The organism is Arthrobacter sp. D1-17, assembly GCF_054130535.1.
Window position 1 is genome coordinate 538,541 of sequence record NZ_CP096382.1, and the last position, 16,898, is coordinate 555,438.

General features: G+C 65.1%; 12 protein-coding genes. 5 read left to right on the forward strand and 7 right to left on the reverse strand.

The window, feature by feature from the left end:
* Nucleotides 1–49: 49 nt before the first annotated feature.
* The 3 genes from M1E01_RS02495 to M1E01_RS02505 all read left to right on the forward strand — a co-directional run bounded on the left by M1E01_RS02495 (nucleotide 50) and on the right by M1E01_RS02505 (nucleotide 4,344).
* Nucleotides 50–1,213 carry an S-(hydroxymethyl)mycothiol dehydrogenase gene (locus M1E01_RS02495; RefSeq protein ID WP_457973531.1) on the forward strand — a complete coding sequence of 388 codons (1,164 nt, stop codon included), beginning with the start codon at nucleotides 50–52 and terminating at the stop codon, nucleotides 1,211–1,213.
* Nucleotides 1,210–1,830 (forward strand): MBL fold metallo-hydrolase, encoded by a 621-nt coding sequence (locus M1E01_RS02500; RefSeq protein WP_457973532.1) that lies wholly within the window; start codon nucleotides 1,210–1,212, stop codon nucleotides 1,828–1,830. Before M1E01_RS02495 ends, M1E01_RS02500 begins: the two co-directional genes overlap by 4 nt.
* A 189-nt stretch (nucleotides 1,831–2,019) precedes the next feature.
* The gene (locus M1E01_RS02505; RefSeq protein WP_457973533.1) at nucleotides 2,020–4,344 is read left to right on the forward strand and encodes an FdhF/YdeP family oxidoreductase; all 2,325 of its coding nucleotides are present in this window, start codon (nucleotides 2,020–2,022) and stop codon (nucleotides 4,342–4,344) included.
* Here M1E01_RS02505 and M1E01_RS02510 read toward each other — a convergent pair.
* From M1E01_RS02510 to M1E01_RS02530, 5 genes are all read right to left on the reverse strand, one after another.
* On the reverse strand, nucleotides 4,283–6,007 hold the full coding sequence (locus tag M1E01_RS02510) for an alkaline phosphatase D family protein (protein ID WP_457973534.1): 1,725 nt from the start codon (nucleotides 6,005–6,007) through the stop codon (nucleotides 4,283–4,285). The genes M1E01_RS02505 and M1E01_RS02510 overlap by 62 nt on opposite strands.
* A gap of 164 nt (nucleotides 6,008–6,171) precedes the next feature.
* Nucleotides 6,172–8,679, reverse strand: a complete 2,508-nt coding sequence (locus M1E01_RS02515; protein WP_457973535.1) for a GcvT family protein — start codon at nucleotides 8,677–8,679, stop codon at nucleotides 6,172–6,174.
* 38 nt (nucleotides 8,680–8,717) lie between these two features.
* Nucleotides 8,718–9,710: a formyltetrahydrofolate deformylase gene (gene purU / locus M1E01_RS02520; RefSeq protein WP_457973536.1), complete on the reverse strand. Its 993-nt coding sequence runs from the start codon at nucleotides 9,708–9,710 to the stop codon at nucleotides 8,718–8,720.
* Between the two features lie 8 nt (nucleotides 9,711–9,718).
* Nucleotides 9,719–11,725 carry a BCCT family transporter gene (locus M1E01_RS02525; RefSeq protein ID WP_457973537.1) on the reverse strand — a complete coding sequence of 669 codons (2,007 nt, stop codon included), beginning with the start codon at nucleotides 11,723–11,725 and terminating at the stop codon, nucleotides 9,719–9,721.
* A gap of 33 nt (nucleotides 11,726–11,758) precedes the next feature.
* A complete protein-coding gene (locus tag M1E01_RS02530) occupies nucleotides 11,759–12,109 on the reverse strand; it encodes a bifunctional 3-phenylpropionate/cinnamic acid dioxygenase ferredoxin subunit (protein ID WP_457973538.1) in 351 nt (116 codons plus the stop codon).
* Nucleotides 12,110–12,360: 251 nt separating this feature from the next.
* Here M1E01_RS02530 and M1E01_RS02535 point away from each other — a divergent pair, with 251 nt between their 5' ends.
* A complete protein-coding gene (locus tag M1E01_RS02535) occupies nucleotides 12,361–13,617 on the forward strand; it encodes an NAD(P)/FAD-dependent oxidoreductase (RefSeq protein WP_457973539.1) in 1,257 nt (418 codons plus the stop codon).
* A gap of 71 nt (nucleotides 13,618–13,688) precedes the next feature.
* Nucleotides 13,689–14,915 (forward strand): aromatic ring-hydroxylating oxygenase subunit alpha, encoded by a 1,227-nt coding sequence (locus M1E01_RS02540; protein ID WP_457973540.1) that lies wholly within the window; start codon nucleotides 13,689–13,691, stop codon nucleotides 14,913–14,915.
* A gap of 259 nt (nucleotides 14,916–15,174) precedes the next feature.
* Here the strand turns inward: M1E01_RS02540 and M1E01_RS02545 are convergent, their stop codons facing one another.
* The gene (locus tag M1E01_RS02545; RefSeq protein WP_457973541.1) at nucleotides 15,175–16,674 is read right to left on the reverse strand and encodes a catalase; all 1,500 of its coding nucleotides are present in this window, start codon (nucleotides 16,672–16,674) and stop codon (nucleotides 15,175–15,177) included.
* A gap of 31 nt (nucleotides 16,675–16,705) precedes the next feature.
* On the reverse strand, nucleotides 16,706–16,891 hold the full coding sequence (locus M1E01_RS02550; RefSeq protein ID WP_457973542.1) for a molybdenum cofactor biosynthesis protein MoaE: 186 nt from the start codon (nucleotides 16,889–16,891) through the stop codon (nucleotides 16,706–16,708).
* Between the last annotated feature and the right edge of the window lie 7 nt (nucleotides 16,892–16,898).

Sequence of the window (16,898 nt, forward strand, 5' to 3'; positions counted from 1 at the left end):
GGTGCTGTGGCCCAACGGGTCTTCGGACTCTTGAAAGGAACGCGAAGTTATGGTTCATAAAGTCAAGGCAGTGGTTGCCATGGAGAAGGATGCTCCGGTGTCGGTGGAGACGATTCTGGTGCCGGATCCGGGCCCGGGTGAGGCTTTGGTGGATATCCTTACGTGCGGGGTGTGCCACACGGATCTGCATTACAAGCAGGGCGGCATCGGGGATGAGTTCCCGTATCTGCTGGGCCATGAGGCCACCGGTGTGGTCTCCGCTGTCGGGCCGGGGGTGACCGAGGTCGCCCCGGGTGACCGGGTGATTTTGAACTGGCGTGCGGTGTGCGGGCAGTGCCGGGCGTGCGCGAAGGGCCAGGCGCAGTACTGCTTCAACACCGCCAACGCCACCCAGAAGATGACGCTGGAGGATGGCACCGTGCTGTCCCCGGCGCTGGGGATCGGCGCGTTCGCGGAAAAGACCCTGGTCGCCGCGGGGCAGTGCACCAAGGTCGATGAGGACGCCGACCCGGCCGCGGTCGGTTTGCTGGGCTGCGGTGTGATGGCCGGCATCGGCGCGGCGATCAACACCGGCGAGGTCAAGCGCGGGGAGTCCGTGGCCGTGATCGGCTGCGGCGGGGTCGGGATCGCCGCGATCGCCGGCGCGAAGCTGGCCGGGGCGACCACGATCATCGCGGTGGACATCGATGAGAACAAGATCGAAATGGCCAAGACCCTGGGCGCCACGCACGGGGTGAACTCCCGCGAAGTCGATCCGGTCGAGGCGATCCGGGACCTCACCGGCGGCAACGGTGCCGACGTTGTGATCGAGGCCGTCGGCCGGCCCGAAACCTACAAGCAGGCCTTCTACGCCCGCGACCTCGCCGGCCGCGTGGTCCTGGTCGGGGTCCCGACCCCGGAGATGGTCCTGGAACTGCCGCTTTTGGATGTCTTTGGCCGGGGCGGGTCGCTGAAGTCCTCCTGGTACGGGGACTGCCTGCCCTCCCGGGACTTCCCCATGCTCGTCTCCCACTACAAGCAGGGCAACCTGGACCTGGACGCGTTCGTGACCGAACGCATCACCATCGACCAAATCGAGGAAGCCTTCGACAAAATGCACGAAGGCAAAGTCCTGCGCTCCGTCGTCGAAATCGAACCCGCACCCGGTGCCTCCACACCAGCCGGTGCACCAGCCAGTGCAGCGGCCGGAAACCAGACGGCGGTGTCGGTATGAGTCTCACGATCGAGAACCTGGTCACCTCGGGCACGTTTTCCCTGGACGGCGGGACCTGGGAGGTGGATAACAACGTCTGGATCATCGGCAACGACACCGAATGCGTGATCATCGATTCCCCGCACGACGCGACCGCAATCATCAACCAGGTCAAGGGCCGGACGGTGAAGGCGATCCTGCTCACCCACGCGCACAACGACCACATCGGCGCCGCCCGCGACGTCGCGCGCGCCGTGGGCGCCCCGATCCACCTGAACCCCGAAGACCTGGTCCTCTGGGAGCAGGTCTACCCTGACACCAAACCCGACGCCGGAATTGCCGACGGGGACGTATTCGAGATCGCCGGCGCCAGGCTGGAAGCCATCCACACCCCCGGCCACTCACCCGGTTCCACCTGTTTCTACCTGCACAGCGAGGGCACGGTCTTCAGCGGGGACACCCTCTTCAACGGCGGCCCCGGCGCGACCGGGAGGTCCTACAGCGACTACCCCACCATCCTGACCTCCATCCGCGAACGCCTCCTGCCCCTCCCACCCGAAACAGTGGTCCGCACCGGCCACGGCGAGAACACCACCATCGCCGCCGAACGCGAAACCCTGGCCAGGGTTTCGCAGTAGGACCAGGATTTCCCCGTCTGGCAGGATCCCGGTGAAGCGCGCCAGGACAGCTGGCGCGCCTTGCCTGGTGTTTTTGAACAAGCACAGCGTCTTTAAACAAGCACGGCGTCTTTAAACAAGCACGGCGTCTTTAAACAAGCACGGCGTTTTTAAACAAGCACGGCTTTTGCCGGTTAGGAAGTTGGAACAGTGAAGTTCGGCATACAGCCCGCCCCCGTTGCGGATATCAACGAAGACTCCCTCGCCGTCGGCAAACCGAAAACGGAAGCTGCCGGCGTGAAGGCCGTAATGGTGGCACTGGAGCGGGCTGTGGCGCAGGCGGGCGTGACCCGGACGGCACAGTCGCTGCTGCGGCTGAACCAGCGCGGCGGCTTCGACTGCCCGGGCTGCGCCTGGCCGGAATCGGACAAGAAACGCAAGGCTGCCGAATTCTGCGAAAACGGCGCCAAGGCCGTGGCCGAGGAGAACACCCTCCGAACCGTCGGTGCGGAGTTCTGGGCCAGGCATTCCATCGCCGAGCTCTCAACCAAGAGTGAGTACTGGCTGGGCAACCAGGGCCGGCTCAGCGAACCGGTGGTGATCCGGGAAGGGGAGACCCACTATTCGCCGATCTCCTGGGCCGAGGCCTTCGGGCTCATCGGTGAACACATCCGGGCCACCACGCCGGAGCGCTGCGTCTTCTACACCTCCGGCCGCACGGCGAATGAGACTGCGTTCATGTACCAGCTGTTCGCCCGGGCCCTGGGCACCAACAACCTCCCGGACTGCTCCAACATGTGCCACGAGTCCTCCGGCTCGGCGCTGAATCCCACGATCGGCATCGGCAAGGGCACGGTGTCGCTGGATGACATCCACGATTCCGAGCTGATCTTTGTCGTCGGGCAGAATCCCGGCACCAACCACCCCCGCATGCTCTCCGCGTTGAAGGAGTGCAAGGACAAGGGCGGCAAGGTGGTGGCGGTGAACCCGCTGCCCGAGGCCGGCCTGTTCAACTTCAAGGACCCGCAGACCGTCTCCGGTGTGGTCGGCGGCGGCACGCCGCTGGCCGATGAATACCTGCAGATCAAGGTCGGCGGGGACCTGGCGCTGTTCCAGGCGCTGGGCCACCTGCTCCTGGGGGAGGAAGAGCGGAACCCGGGGACCGTCGTCGACCGTTCCTTCATCGACGCGCAGACCGACGGTTTCGATGCCTACCGTCAGGCGCGCCGGGACCTGGACTGGGAGGAAACCGAGAAGGCCACCGGCCTGACCCGGGCCCAGATTGAGACAGTGGCCGGGATGCTCATCCGGTCCAAGGCCACCATCTTCTGCTGGGCACTGGGCGTGACCCAGCAGCCGCACTCGGTGGACACTATCAAGGAAATGGTTAACGTCCTGCTGCTGCAGGGCAACTTCGGCAAGCCCGGCGCAGGCGCCTGCCCGGTGCGCGGGCACTCGAACGTGCAGGGCGACCGGACCATGGGCATCTGGGAAAAACCGAAGGAATGGCTCCTGGAAGCCCTCGACAATGAGTTCGGCATCCAATCCCCGCGGCACCACGGCTACGACGCCGTGGAGTCCATGGAAGCGTTCGAACGCGACGAGGTGGACGTCTTCGTCTCGATGGGCGGGAACTTCTCCCTCGCGTGTTCCGACACCGAGACGCTGGAAGCGGGGATGCAGCGGATCGGGTTGACCGTACACATCTCCACCAAGCCGAACCGCTCCCACGTGGTGCACGGCCGCACCTCACTGATCCTGCCCACGCTGGGCCGGACGGACAAGGACGACAAGCACCCCAAGGGCGCCCAGTTCCTGTCCGTGGAGGACTCCATGTCCGTGGTCCACTCCACCCAGGGCAGGCTGACCCCGGTCTCCGAGCACCTGCTCGCCGAACCGGTGATCGTGGCCCGCATGGCCGAGGCCACCTTCGGGCCGGACCATTTCGTGAACTGGAAAGCCATGGCCGAGGACTACGACGTGATCCGGGACCACATCTCCCGCGTTCTTCCGGGTTTCGAGGACTTCAACACCCGCGTCCGGACGAAGAACGGCTTCGTGCTGCCCAACCCGCCGCGCGACACCCGCTCCTTCGCCACCGACATCGGGCGGGGCCGCTTCACGGTCAGCCCGCTGGAATACCTCACCCCGCCCGAGGGACACCTGGTGCTGCAGACCATCCGCAGCCACGACCAGTACAACACCACCTTTTACGGCCTGGACGACCGCTACCGGGGTATCTCCGGCGGCCGCCGCGTGATCCTGGTCCACCCCGAGGACCTCGCCGAGCGGGGCTTCAAGGACCGGGACCTCGTGGACGTAGTGAGCACCTTCCAGGGCCAGGACCGGCACGCCGAGAAATTCCGGCTCGTGGCCTACCCCACGGCAAAGGGCTGCGCGGCGGCGTACTTCCCCGAGGCCAACGCCCTGGTCCACAAGGAAAACGTCGCCCGGGAGTCGAACACCCCCGGCTTCAAGGCGATGTTCGTCCGCTTCGTGCCACACGTTCCTGCGGACTCCGCGGAGGCACAGTAAGGGAAGCCACGTTCTCGAGCCGCGGGTTCAGTTCGTCGCCGTCGTCCACCACGCCAGTCTGCCACCATAGGCTCAGGCCGTCGTCCGACACCTCGAGGCAGGCCAGGTTGTTGTCGAACCATGGTCCCCTGACACGGGACCAACGGAAGGGCGGGTCCGGAACACGGGCCGAGCGGGCAACCAGGGCACCAACGGGCACGGCCAGGCCGTAGGACATGATGGCCCCGAAGGACCGCATGAGCCTGGGGAGCGGGTTGCGGATCGGGGAGCACACAGCCTGCAGGATGCGGCTGCCTGAGGAACGATCCACTTCAGCAACATAGGAATAGTGCACGTCGCCGGAGAGAAACGTGACCGTCTCCGGCGTAGATCCGCGCTTGCCGTCGGCGACCTCAACCGCCATCGCGGCCACTTCCTGGAAGCTGCCCTGGAAGGCGGCCCAGTGTTCCAGGTCCACTATCTGGCGCAGCGTCTCGCCTGCCCGGGCGGCGAGTTTGCCCCAGGCGCCCTTCGAAATGGCTTCGTTCCACGCTTCCACGTGGTGCAGGCCCATCGGCAGCAGGAAGGGCAGCGACGTCGCCACCAGCAGGTGGCGGAAGCCTCCCCGCATCCGGCCGTCGAGCCAGTCCATTTCCGGACCGTCGAGCAGGGCACGGTGTTCCGGATCCAGGTTCCGGGCGGCGCGGGAATCAACAACGATAAGCCTCGTGTCTCCAAAGTCCCGGCAGAAGCTCCACCGGTACGAGGCCGGGTCCTGGTCTGCGCGCTCGGCGAAGCGGTCCATCTCGGCGCTCAGGTCGGGCTCATCCCCGCCCCGGTGCCGCGCGATCCGCTGCCAGATAGCGTCGGCCGCCCGCTCCTGCGGTGAGAGGTTTCCCAGATGCTGGTAGACCCAGTATGAGGACAGCCCTGCGACAATCCGCCCATGCCACCAGGACGTGGCCTCCATCTTTTTCTTCCAGCTCAGTGAAGCGTTCCAGTCGTCCCTGATGTCGTGGTCATCGAAGATCATGGCGCTGGGCAGGGTGGAGAGCAGCCACCTGTTTGCGGGGTCGGACCACGCCAGGTGGTACAGATGGGCGTATTCCTCGTAGTCCTTGAGTTCCTCGCCAGGCGGTTCATCAATGTCCCGGCGGGTCCGGATAAACTCCTGCATCTGCTCGCTGGTTGAGTCCGCGTACACCTGGTCTCCGAGGAAGACCAGCAGATCGGGCCATGCTAATCCATGGGCGGTGCCGCCGCTGGCGGTCCCGCGCCCCGCGGCCAGCGCCAGGGCGTAGGCCCGCAGCGAGTCCACGCCGTGGGTGCTGTTGCCGGATTCGTCGTGCGGGACGCTGGTGCGGCAGGAGCCGTAGGCCAGCCGCAGGGGCTTGCCCGGGTTCAACGTGGCGATCACCGGCGGCGGAAATTTGGAATCCGGATCAGGCCAGGAGTGAGTCCCGTTGATCTCCAACGTGTAGGGCACCACGGCTCCCGGTTCCAGCCCTTCGGCCTCCACCAAGGCGTAGTGGTGTCCGTGCACAGCGAAGGTCCGGGCCTCCCAGGTTTGCCTGCCCGCGCGGACGGTGACGCGGGCACTGTTCCGGGTTTCTACCCAGATGCTTGCCGAGGTCTCATCCACGTACCGCATGATCGGGCCGAGCACCAGGGACGAGGTAGTCATGACTCAGTTCTACCCGCTCGAACCCGCCTCGGCCATGGGGTGAGGCATCGGATCCAGCCGGCGCACCCAACCCACCCCGCGCGAACGTACACTTGAGGCCCCGCTTCCTTCCGGAAACGGGGCCTCAAGTGTACGTTCGCGCTTAGCCAGCAGCAGTGGAGCAGTTAGCCGCGGAGGCGCTCCATGCCCGGGTCGAACAGCGGCTCGGCGGTGACGGTCGCGGCTACACGCTCGCCGAAGTACTCAATCTCCACGGAGTCCCCGACCTCGACGGCGGCAGGCAGCCAGGCGTACGCGATTGGCTTGCGGACGGAGTAGCCGTAGGCGGCGCTGGTGACGTACCCGGCAGCCTCGCCGTTCACGTACACCGGCTCCTTGCCCAGCACGATGGAGGTGCCGTCGTCCACCGTCAGGCAGCGGAGGACCTTCGCGGCGGGCTGTTCCTTGCGGACGGCCAGCGCCTCGGCCCCGACGAAGCCCACCTTGTCCTTTGCGACCGAGAAGCCCAGGCCGGACTGGTACGGGTGGTGCTCGGAGGTCATGTCCGTGCCCCACAGCCGGTAGCCCTTCTCGAGGCGCATGCTGTTGAACGCGCCGCGTCCGGCCGCGACGATGCCGTGCTCCTGCCCGGCCTCGTACAGCAGGTCCCAGAGCTTGAGCCCGTACTCCGCGGTGGTGTAGAGCTCCCAGCCGAGCTCGCCGACGTAGGAGAGCCGCATGGCCGTGACCGGGATGCCGCCTACCGAGATTTCCTTGGTGCGGAAGTACTTGAGGCCGTCGTTGGACAGGTCGTCCGTGCTGACCTTGCCGATTACTTCGCGCGCCAAAGGTCCCCACAGGCCGATGCAGCAGGTGCTGCCGGTGATGTCGGCGACGTGCGCCCACTGGCTGGGGTCTGCGGCTGACTGCTTCCTGGCCTCCACGCGGAGGTAGTCGAAGTCGACGTTGCTGTTCACGCCAAGCTGGAAAGTCTCCTCCCCGAGCCTGGCCACAGTCACGTCACTGCGGATGCCGCCGTCGTCCGCCAGCAGGAGGCAGTACGTCACGGCGCCGGGCTTTTTGGTGATGTTGCCGGTGCTGAGACGCTGCAGCAGCGCCAGCGCACCCGGGCCGTCCACCGAGAGCCGCTTGAGCGGCGTCATGTCGTAAAGTCCGACGGCGGTGCGCGTCTTCCACGCTTCGGCCGCCGAGATGGGGGAGGAGAACATGGCAGCCCACGGTTCGCGTTCCGGGGTCTGCCACTCGGCCGGGAGTTCCTCCAGCAGGCCGCGGTTGGCCTCGAACCAGTGCGGGCGCTCCCAGCCGGCGGACTCCAGGAAGAACGCCCCGAGTTCCTTCTGCCGGACGTTGAACGGGCTCACGCGCAGGTCGCGCGGGGATTCCTTGGGCTGCAGCGGGTGCAGGATGTCGTAGATCTCGACGAAGTTCTGCTGCGACGTTTCGCTGACGTATTCGTCGCTGGTCTGAACCTTCTCGAACCGTTCGATTTCGCAGCCGTGCAGGTCGGTGCGGGACTGTCCCTCGACCAGCAGTTCGGCCATGGCCTTGGCCACGCCGGCGGAGTGCGTGACCCACACGGCTTCGGCAACGAAGAAGCCTTCGACGTCGGGCGACTCGCCCATGAGGGGGCCGCCGTCGGGGGTGAAGGAGAAGATGCCGTTGAAGCCGTCCTGGATCTGGGTTCGGTGCAGGGCCGGCAACAGGTCCTGGCAGTCCTCCCATGACGGAGCGAAGTCCTCCAGGGTGAAGTCCAGGCGGGACGGCATGCGGTGCTCGGACATCTGGTCTGCGGCGACGCGGGGGAGGAGCTCCATGTCGACGGGCAGGGGGCGGTGGGCGTAGCTGCCGATGCCGATCCGGTCGCCGTGCTCGCGGAAGTACAGGTCCCTGTCCTGGTAGCGGAGGATGGGTGAGCGGGCGCCGTTGGGCAGCTCGTTCAGGCCCTTCTGTTCGTCAAGGGCAGTGGTCTTGACGTACTGGTGGGCGAGCGGAAGCAGCGGCACCTTCATGCCAACCAGCTTGCCCACCTCGCGGCCCCAGAACCCGGCGCAGGAAACGACGATGTCGGCGGGGATCACGCCGGAGGAGGTTTCGACGCCGGTGACCTTGCCGCCGGCCTGTTCGATGCCGGTGACCGCAGTGGAGCCGAGGAACGTCACGCCGGCTTCGCGGGCCCGGCTGATCAGGAGCTGGACCGCCCGGGCAGCGGAGGCGAGTCCGTCCGAGGGAACGAGGAGGCCGCCCAGGATCTGGCGTCCGTCCCTGAACTGCCCCTTATTCAGCAGCGGCCAGTACTTCTCGCATTCGTCCGCGTCGATGATCCGGCCTTCAACGCCCCAGGAGGTGGCGTAGCCGAGCTTGCGCTTGAGGTCCTGCAGGCGTGCCTCGGTGGTGGCAAGTTCCAGCCCGCCCACCTGGTTGAAGCAGGAGGTCCCCTCGGCGCTGAGGGACAGGAGCTTGTTGACCGTGTAGGTGGCGAATTCCGTCATGGTCTTGGACGGGTTGGTCTGGAATACCAGCCCGGGGGCGTGGGAGGTGGAACCACCGGCGAGCTCCAGCGGGCCCTGTTCGACGACGGTGATGTTGTTCCAGCCGCGGCTGGCCAGTTCGTCTGCAAGGTTGGTGCCGACAATGCCGGCGCCGATGATGACGACCCGTGGTGATGCGCTCATAAGTGGTTCTCTCCTGGTTGGCTTAGCAGACGTTGGCGTCAGCGGAATACGACGGTGCGGGTGTTGTTGAGCAGGACGCGGTGCTGGCAGTGCCACTTCACGGCCCGGGACAGGGCCTGCGATTCGGCGTCCCTGCCCACTGTGACAAGGGCATCCGGATCCAGGCTGTGGTCCACCCGAAAGACCTCCTGCTCGATGATCGGTCCCTCGTCGAGGTCCGCGGTCACGTAATGCGCGGTAGCCCCGACGAGCTTGACGCCGCGGTCATAGGCCTGGTGGTAGGGCTTCGCACCCTTGAAGCCGGGCAGGAAGGAATGGTGGATGTTGATGGCCCGGCCGCGCAGTTCATTGCACAGGCCGTCGGAGAGGACCTGCATGTAGCGCGCCAGGACCACAAGGTCCGCGTCGTACTCTTTGACGAGTTCCAGCAGCCGGGCCTCGGCCTCAGGCTTGGTTGCGCCGGTCACCGGAACGTGGATGAAAGGCAGCCCTGCGTTTTCCGCCATGGGGCGCAGATCCTCATGGTTGGAAACCACGACGGCGATCTCGGCACCGAGGCTGCCGGCCCGCCAGCGGAAAATCAGGTCATTGAGGCAGTGGCCGAACTTTGAGACCATGACCAGCAAGCGCGGGGGCTGGCCGTCATGGAAGGCGAAATCCATGCCGAACTCGGCAGCCGTGGCGGCGAACTCGGCAGTGAGGCCTTCCGCGGTCTGCTGGTCAACTGCGTCGGGACCCGTGAAATCCCGATGTGCCCGGTCACGGGTTTCTGTTGCGCTGCCTGTGAAGGCGGTGCGCAGGTACAGTTTGCCGCTGACGTGGTCATCGAACTGCTGGTGCTCCACGATGTCGAAGCCGCGGTCGGCCAGGAAGGTGGTCACCGCCCGGACGATGCCGGGCCGTTCCGGGCAGGCCAGGGTGAGGACGAACTCTGCGGCGCGGGTCTTGGGCAGGGAGCGCGGGGTGGCCACGGTGTCGGTCGTAAGGGATGCTGCGGCGCCCGCGGGGCGGGCTTCAAGAGTTGTGGTCACGATATCTCCTACTTGGGGGTGACGGCGCTGGCACCGCCGGGACAAGGGGCGTCACCGGCGCAGCGTTCGCCGCATTCATGCTTGGTTACAAGGTCGAACTGGACGCCGCCGTGCTGGTCGACGCCGGTGCGGATGGCCCGTTCCACGACGGTCGTGGCGAGCCTGCGCCGCAGGGCCAGCGGGTCCCGGCGCAGGTCCCGCGCCAGGGCGACGCAGAGCAGGAGCATGACAAGCACGAACGGCAGGGCGGCAACAATGGTGATCCGTTGCAAGCCGGACAGGGCTTCTGAGGGTTCATCTCCACCGGCCAGGAGCATGACGGCGGCGACGGCTCCGGTCAGGGTGCCCCAGAAGATCACCAGCCCGCGGCGGGGTTCGTTGGAGCCGTTGGAGCTCAGGGAGGCCATAACGATTGAGGCCGAATCAGCTCCGGTGATGAAGAAGATCGCCACGAGCACCATGGCCAATGCGATCACGGCCGCGATGGCCCAGCCAGCCATGGGGAGGTTCTTGACCAGGTCGAAGAGGGCGCCGTCGAACGAAATGGTGGGCACGCCGTCGACCATTTTGGCGAGTCCGTCTGCCGGGTTGTCCGTCTTGTCAGCTGCGGCCTGGATGCTGAAGGCGGTGCCGCCGAAGATGCCGAACCAGATGACACTGACAACACTCGGCACGAGCAGTACGCCGGTGACGAACTGCCGGATGGTGCGGCCGCGGCTGATGCGTGCAATGAACATGCCGACGAACGGTGTCCAGGACACCCACCAGGCCCAGTAGAAGATGGTCCAGCCGGACATCCAGGTGCGCAGGGCTTCGTCTCCGACGGCCTCCGTACGGGACGACATTTCCGCCAGGTCGCGGGCGTAGTCGCCCACTGCGGAAGGAATCAGGTTGAGGATGAACATGGTGGGCCCGGCGACGAAGACGATGAGGGCCAGGATGACGGCCAGCACCATGTTGATGTTGGAGAGCCACTGGATGCCGCGGCTGATCCCCGACACAGCGGAGGCCACGAAGCAGGAAGTCAGGATGGCGACGATCACCACGAGCACAGGCGTGCCGATTTCCCCAGCCCAGCCGTTGGACGTCAGTCCACTGCCGATCTGGAGCGCGCCAAGGCCCAGCGATGCGGCGGTGCCGAACAGGGTGGCGAAGATGGCCAGGATGTTGATGAACTTCCCCACCGGCCCTTCAACCATTCTGACGCCGAACAGTGAGGTGAAGGCGGCGGAGATCAGCTGCTTGCGGCCCAGCCGGTAGGTGCCGTAGGCCATGGCGATGCCCACCACGGCGTACATTGCCCAGGGATGCAGGGTCCAGTGGAAGATCGAGGTGGCCATGGCGGTCTGGATGGCTTCGGGGGTGCGTCCGTCCACGGTTCCGGGCGGGGGCGAGACGTAGTGGTAAAGAGGCTCCGCCACACCGTAGAACATGAGCCCGATGCCCATGCCGGCCGCAAACATCATGGCGATCCAGGAGATGGTGCGGAACTCGGGCTTTTCGCCGTCCTTGGCCAGCGGAATATTGCCGAACTTGCCCAGGGCAAGCCACAGGACGAAAACGACGAAGAGCGAGGCCAGTCCCATGAACAGCCAGCCGGTGTACTGCATGACCCAGCCAAGGACGCTCTGTGAGGTGGCCGAGAGGCTGTCGCTCCCGAGGAAGCCCCACATGACGAAGGCTACGGCGAAAACCCCGGTGATCCCGAAGGTCACTTTGTCGAGGGTGAGTTTGCGGTTCCGGCGTTCTGTCACGGCCTGCTCGGTTTTGGTCTGGCGGAGTTCCTGCAGGATCTGTTCGTAATCCTCCAGCTCAGTCAGAGGGTCCGACGGCGGTTCCGGCGCCGGTTCCAGGGAAGGCGCGGCGGTGTCCTGAGGGCGGTCAGGGGCGGCTTCATCGACGCCTACGGACCGGCTGGAAGAAAAGGGAGCTTCTGTGGCGTTGCCGCCGGTGTTCAGATTTGGTTCGCTGCTGAGATTGTCGCTGCTATATCGGGTATCGCTGTTTTGAGCCATGAGGAAGTCCTTTGCTCGGATTCATGGGCTTGCTTAGATGTGGCCGTTAACTGTCAGGCCAGGGGGGAGGTTGGGGACCTCGTCGGATTCGGTGATCATGATGTCGCCATCAATCACTGAAACTTCGTGGACACGGACCGGGAGCTTGGCCGGCGGGGCATCCACGCCTCCGGTGCGCAGGTTAAAGCGGGATGCATGGAGTGGACATTCAACCCAGCAGTCCTCAACCCAGCCGTCGGCCAGAGAGGCGTCCTGGTGTGTGCACGTGTCGTCAATGGCAAAGAGTTCGCCCTCCTCTGTGTGGAAGACGGCGATGGGAGGAGACGTGTCCAGACGGAGCGCTTCCCCTGGTGCCAGTTCACTGAGCGGGCATGCCTTGTGCATGGAGGGACCTCTTCTTCTTTGTCGAGCTGGGCGGTTGCGACTGCCATCTGCCGGGTGTTCCGTTATCGACAACAGCAATCGCGATATGCAACAGAGTGCGGTAGCTCACAGGGGGTTGTCAAGGTTTTTCTGCTCTGTTGCAGCGTGCAGGTCCTTCATGAAGAGCGACCCTTGACAGTTGGCGTGGCATAGATCACGCTGTTGCATATAGCGATCGTCGTTGCGTAAGAAGCAATTGAAGGAGGGTGTCAATGGAGACGCTTGCAATTGTGGGAGCCTCCCTGGCAGGCCTCTCGGCCGCCAGGGCCGCCCGCGCTCAAGGCTTCACCGGACGGCTTGTGGTGATCGGCGATGAGCCGCACCGCCCGTACGACCGGCCGCCGCTGTCCAAAGACTTCCTGCTCGGTGCCATCACAGCAGAGGACCTGTACCTGGAGTCCGAAACCGACGAGCTGCAGGCCGAGTGGCTGCTTGGAGGCGGTGCTGTATCCCTGGACGCCGAATCGCGTACTATCCGTCTCAAGGACGGCCAGGTCATCAAGGCCGACGGCATTGTCATCGCCACAGGCGCCCGGGCACGCCAGTTGCCCACGCTTGCGGGACTGAGCAACGTGTTCTCACTGCGCACCCTTGCGGACGCCCAGGCCCTGGCCCCCGAACTGCTGCCGGGCAGCAGGATGGCTGTCATCGGCGCAGGCTTCATCGGTGCGGAGGTCGCCTCTGCCGCCGTGTCCCGTGGCATGGAAGTCACCATCATCGACACCAAGCCTGTGCCCTTCGCCGGGCAGTTGGGTACGGAGATGGGGGCAGTGGTGGCCGGGCTGCATGCGGCAAACGGCGTTGAGCTGATCCCGTCCGCTACCGTAGAGGATTTCTACAGCTGTGAAGGGAATGTCTCCGGGTTGCGGCTCTCTGGCGGCCGGTACGTGGGTGCGGACGTCGTCGTCGTCGGCATTGGGGCGCAGCCAAATACAGACTGGCTGTCCGGTTCCGGGCTCGAGCTGAATCCGGGCGTCGTTTGTGACGCCATGGGCCGCACCAATGTTCCCGGGATCGTAGCGGTGGGTGACTGTGCCGCGTGGTTCGACCCTGCGGCCGGAATCCACCGCCGGGTAGAGCATTGGACCGGCGCCCTGGAGCGTGCGGCTCTGGCTGTCCGGTCCTTGCTGGACTCCGACGCTCCAGAACAGCCCGCCAAACCCGCCTACTTCTGGTCGGACCAGCACGGCGTCAAGATTCAGTTTGCCGGGCACTCCGCCGGTTACGACCGCCTCGAGGTTGAGGCCGGTGACCCGCTCGCCCACAGTTTCCTCGCCGTCTACTACCGGCTGGGCGCGCCGGTGGCGGTCCTGGGAATGAACCAGCCCCGGCTTTTCACCAAATGGCGCCGGAGCCTGGCATCGCCGGCCCCGGCAGCGGTATCGCCGCTGCTTGCCGAGCCAGCCCTGCTGCCGCTACCGGCACGGGCGGAATCACGTGCACTCGTGGGGGCCGCCGCCGTGTCCTGAAAAAACAGTCCCCAATCCTTCTGTCAGCACCAAAGTTTTGAACCGAGTTTTTGTTTTGTGAGGAGTACACATTGTCTGTTGAGGTAAGCACGCCGAGTCTGATCCCGACCCTGGGGGGTCATTTGTATACGGATCCGGCTATTTTCCGGGCGGAGCAGGAGCGTATTTTCGAGCAGATGTGGTTCTGCGCGATCCGTTCGGCGGATCTGGAGAAGCCCGGGGCGTGGCAGACGGTGCAGGTGGGGCGGGAGAGCGTGCTGATCTCGCGGACCCGCAAGGGTGAGATCCGTGCGTTCTACAACGTTTGCCGGCACCGCGGGGTGAAGCTGTGCATGGAGGAAAAGGGTGAAGCGGCACGCAACTTCCAGTGCCCGTACCACGCGTGGACGTATGACTTCGAAGGCAAGCTGATCGCGGCGCCGAACCTGACGAAGATGCCTGACATTGACCGGGATGAGTACGGCCTGTCCAAGGTCCACATCCGCGAATACCTGGGCTATGTGTGGGTGTGCCTGGCCGAGGAGCCGCCGTCCTTCGAAGAGGACGTCATGGGCGCGATCGAGGAGCGTCTGGGCGATGTGCACGCCATTGACGGGTACGACGTGGCGAACCTGGCCCTGGGCCGGCGGATCCGGTATGACGTGAAGGCGAACTGGAAGCTCATCATTGAGAACTTCATGGAGTGTTACCACTGCGCGACGATCCACCCGGAGCTGACCGAGGTGCTGCCGGAGTTCGCTGACGGGCTGGCCGCGCAGTACTTCGTGGGCCACGGCGCGGAGTTCGGTGAGGACATCAAGGGCTTCACGGTGGACGGCTCCGAGGGCCTGGATGTCATCCCGGGTGTGGGCGAGGATCAGGACCGGCGTTACTACGCGATCACGATCAAGCCGACCGTGTTCGTGAACCTGGTTCCGGACCACGTGATCATCCACCGCATGTTCCCGATGTCCGCGGACCACACGATCGTCGAATGTGACTGGCTGTACCTGCCCTCCGTGGTGGAGTCCGGCAAGGATGTCAGCGCCTCGGTGGAGCTGTTCCACCGGGTGAACATGCAGGACTTTGATGCCTGCGAGCGTTGCCAGCCGGGCATGGCCTCCAAGTCCTACGCCAAGGGCGGCGTGCTCGTGCCCAGCGAACACCACATCGGCGCTTTCCACGACTGGGTCCAGGAGAAGGTCGGCGATGTCCAGCTCTCCGGAGAGGCACTGCTGGGCCTCACCCAGGACACCCCGCCGCTGGAGGAACGGGCCGAAACCCTGCAGCGCAGAGAAACCCCAACCCCGGCCTCCTAAAGCCGCGGCTATTAAAGCCACGCACCCCTAACCCTCCAACCAAACACCAGCGATGACCCCGGGCCACCCGCCCGGGGTCATCGCCGCGTGCACGCATAGTTTTTGATGTGTACCCGTAATTTCTGATCATGGATCCATTACCCTTTTCACGGATCTCGCAATAAGCAGGAAACCCCGCTGCGGTTGTGCCGCGGCGGGGTTTCCGTGTCTTTGGACGTGTCGTTGGAGGGGTCCGCGGACGTGTCCTCAGGTTGGGTGGTTAGCCGATTTTGTTGGCCGCTTCTGCCTCGGAGAGGGTGGCTGCGCCGAGGTTGGCGCGGAGCTTGGCTCCGAGGTCGGCGTCGACGTTGGTCCAGTACTGGATGGCGCGTTCCTTGATGCCGGGGCTCTTCACGCCGCCCACGGCGCCGGTGATGGTTTCCAGCAGACGGGCCTTGGCGGCGTCGTCATAGACTTCGCGGTAGAGGGTGCCGGCCTGGACGAAGTCGCCGTCCTCGGCGTGCAGGGAGTGCGCGGCGAGGGTCAGCTCGCCGTCGTTCTCCCACCCGCCGGCGGGGTTCTGCGGCTCCACGGCGGCCGGTCCGCCCATTGTGTTCGGTGCGTAGACCGGCACGGAGGGGGCGTTGAACAGGTAGCGTCCGGCGCCGTCCTGGCTGTAGTTGTTGACCTGGCTCTTGGGCTGGTTCACCGGGATCTGGGCGTGGTTGGTTCCCACCCGGTAGCGGTGCGCGTCGGCGTAGGAGAAGATGCGGGCCTGCAGCATCTTGTCCGGGGACGCGGCGATGCCGGGCACGAAGTTCGACGGCGCGAAGGTGGCCTGTTCGATCTGTGCGAAGTAGTTCTCCGGGTTCCGGTTCAGTTCCATGGTGCCGACCTTGATCAGCGGGTAGTCCGCGTGCGGCCAGACCTTGGTCAGGTCAAAGGGGTTGAAGCGGTAGGTTTTGGCGTCCTCGTAGGGCATGACCTGCACGTGCAGGTCCCAGGAGGGCAGGTTGCCGGCTTCGATGTTTTCGTGCAGGTCCCGGATGTAGTAGTCCGCGTCCGAACCGGCGAGGGCCTCGGCCTGCTCGGACGTCATGTTCTTCACGCCCTGGTTGGACTTGAAGTGGTACTTCACCCAGAACCGCTCGCCTTCGGCGTTGATCCACTGGTAGGTGTGCGAGCCGTAGCCCTGCATTTCGCGCCAGGACGCCGGCAGGCCGCGGTCACCCATCAGCCAGGTGACCTGGTGCGCGGACTCGGGGGAGAGGGTCCAGAAGTCCCACTGCATGTCAGCGTCACGCAGGTGCGTGCCCGGCAGGCGCTTCTGGGAGTGGATGAAGTCCGGGAACTTGATGCCGTCGCGGATGAAGAACACCGGGGTGTTGTTGCCCACCAGGTCGTAGTTGCCCTCGGAGGTGTAGAACTTCACGGCGAAACCGCGCGGGTCACGCCAGGTGTCGGGGGAGCCGTTCTCACCGGCAACGGAGGAGAAACGGATCAGCATCTCGGTCTCGACGCCGGGCTGCAGGAACGCGGCCTTGGTGTACTTGGAGATGTCCTCGGTGGTCTTGAACGTACCGAACGCGCCGCCGCCCTTGGCGTGCACCACACGCTCCGGAACCCGCTCACGGTTGAACTGCGCGAGCTTCTCCACCAGGTAGTGGTCCGTGAGAATGATGGCGCCGTCGGCGCCGACGGACTTCGAGTGGGCATCGGACGTGACCGGGGCACCTGACTGGGTGGTGGACACGGCAGGCGCAGAGATGTTCAAGGTCATCTTTCTCCTCATTGTTGGTTTTTCGACAGTGTCAGTTTTCGACGTCTGCCGAGGGCTGGTCAGTTACGTTTTCGGCCTTACCCTCGTCGTGGATGCGGACGACGCCGCGGAAGCTGACTATGGCGCCTGCCTCAGCACCTTCAACGGCGGCAATGGCGTCATCCTCAGAGATGGGATCGTCGGTAAGGATGGCCCCGGTTACTTCGCAATCATCCACGGGCTTC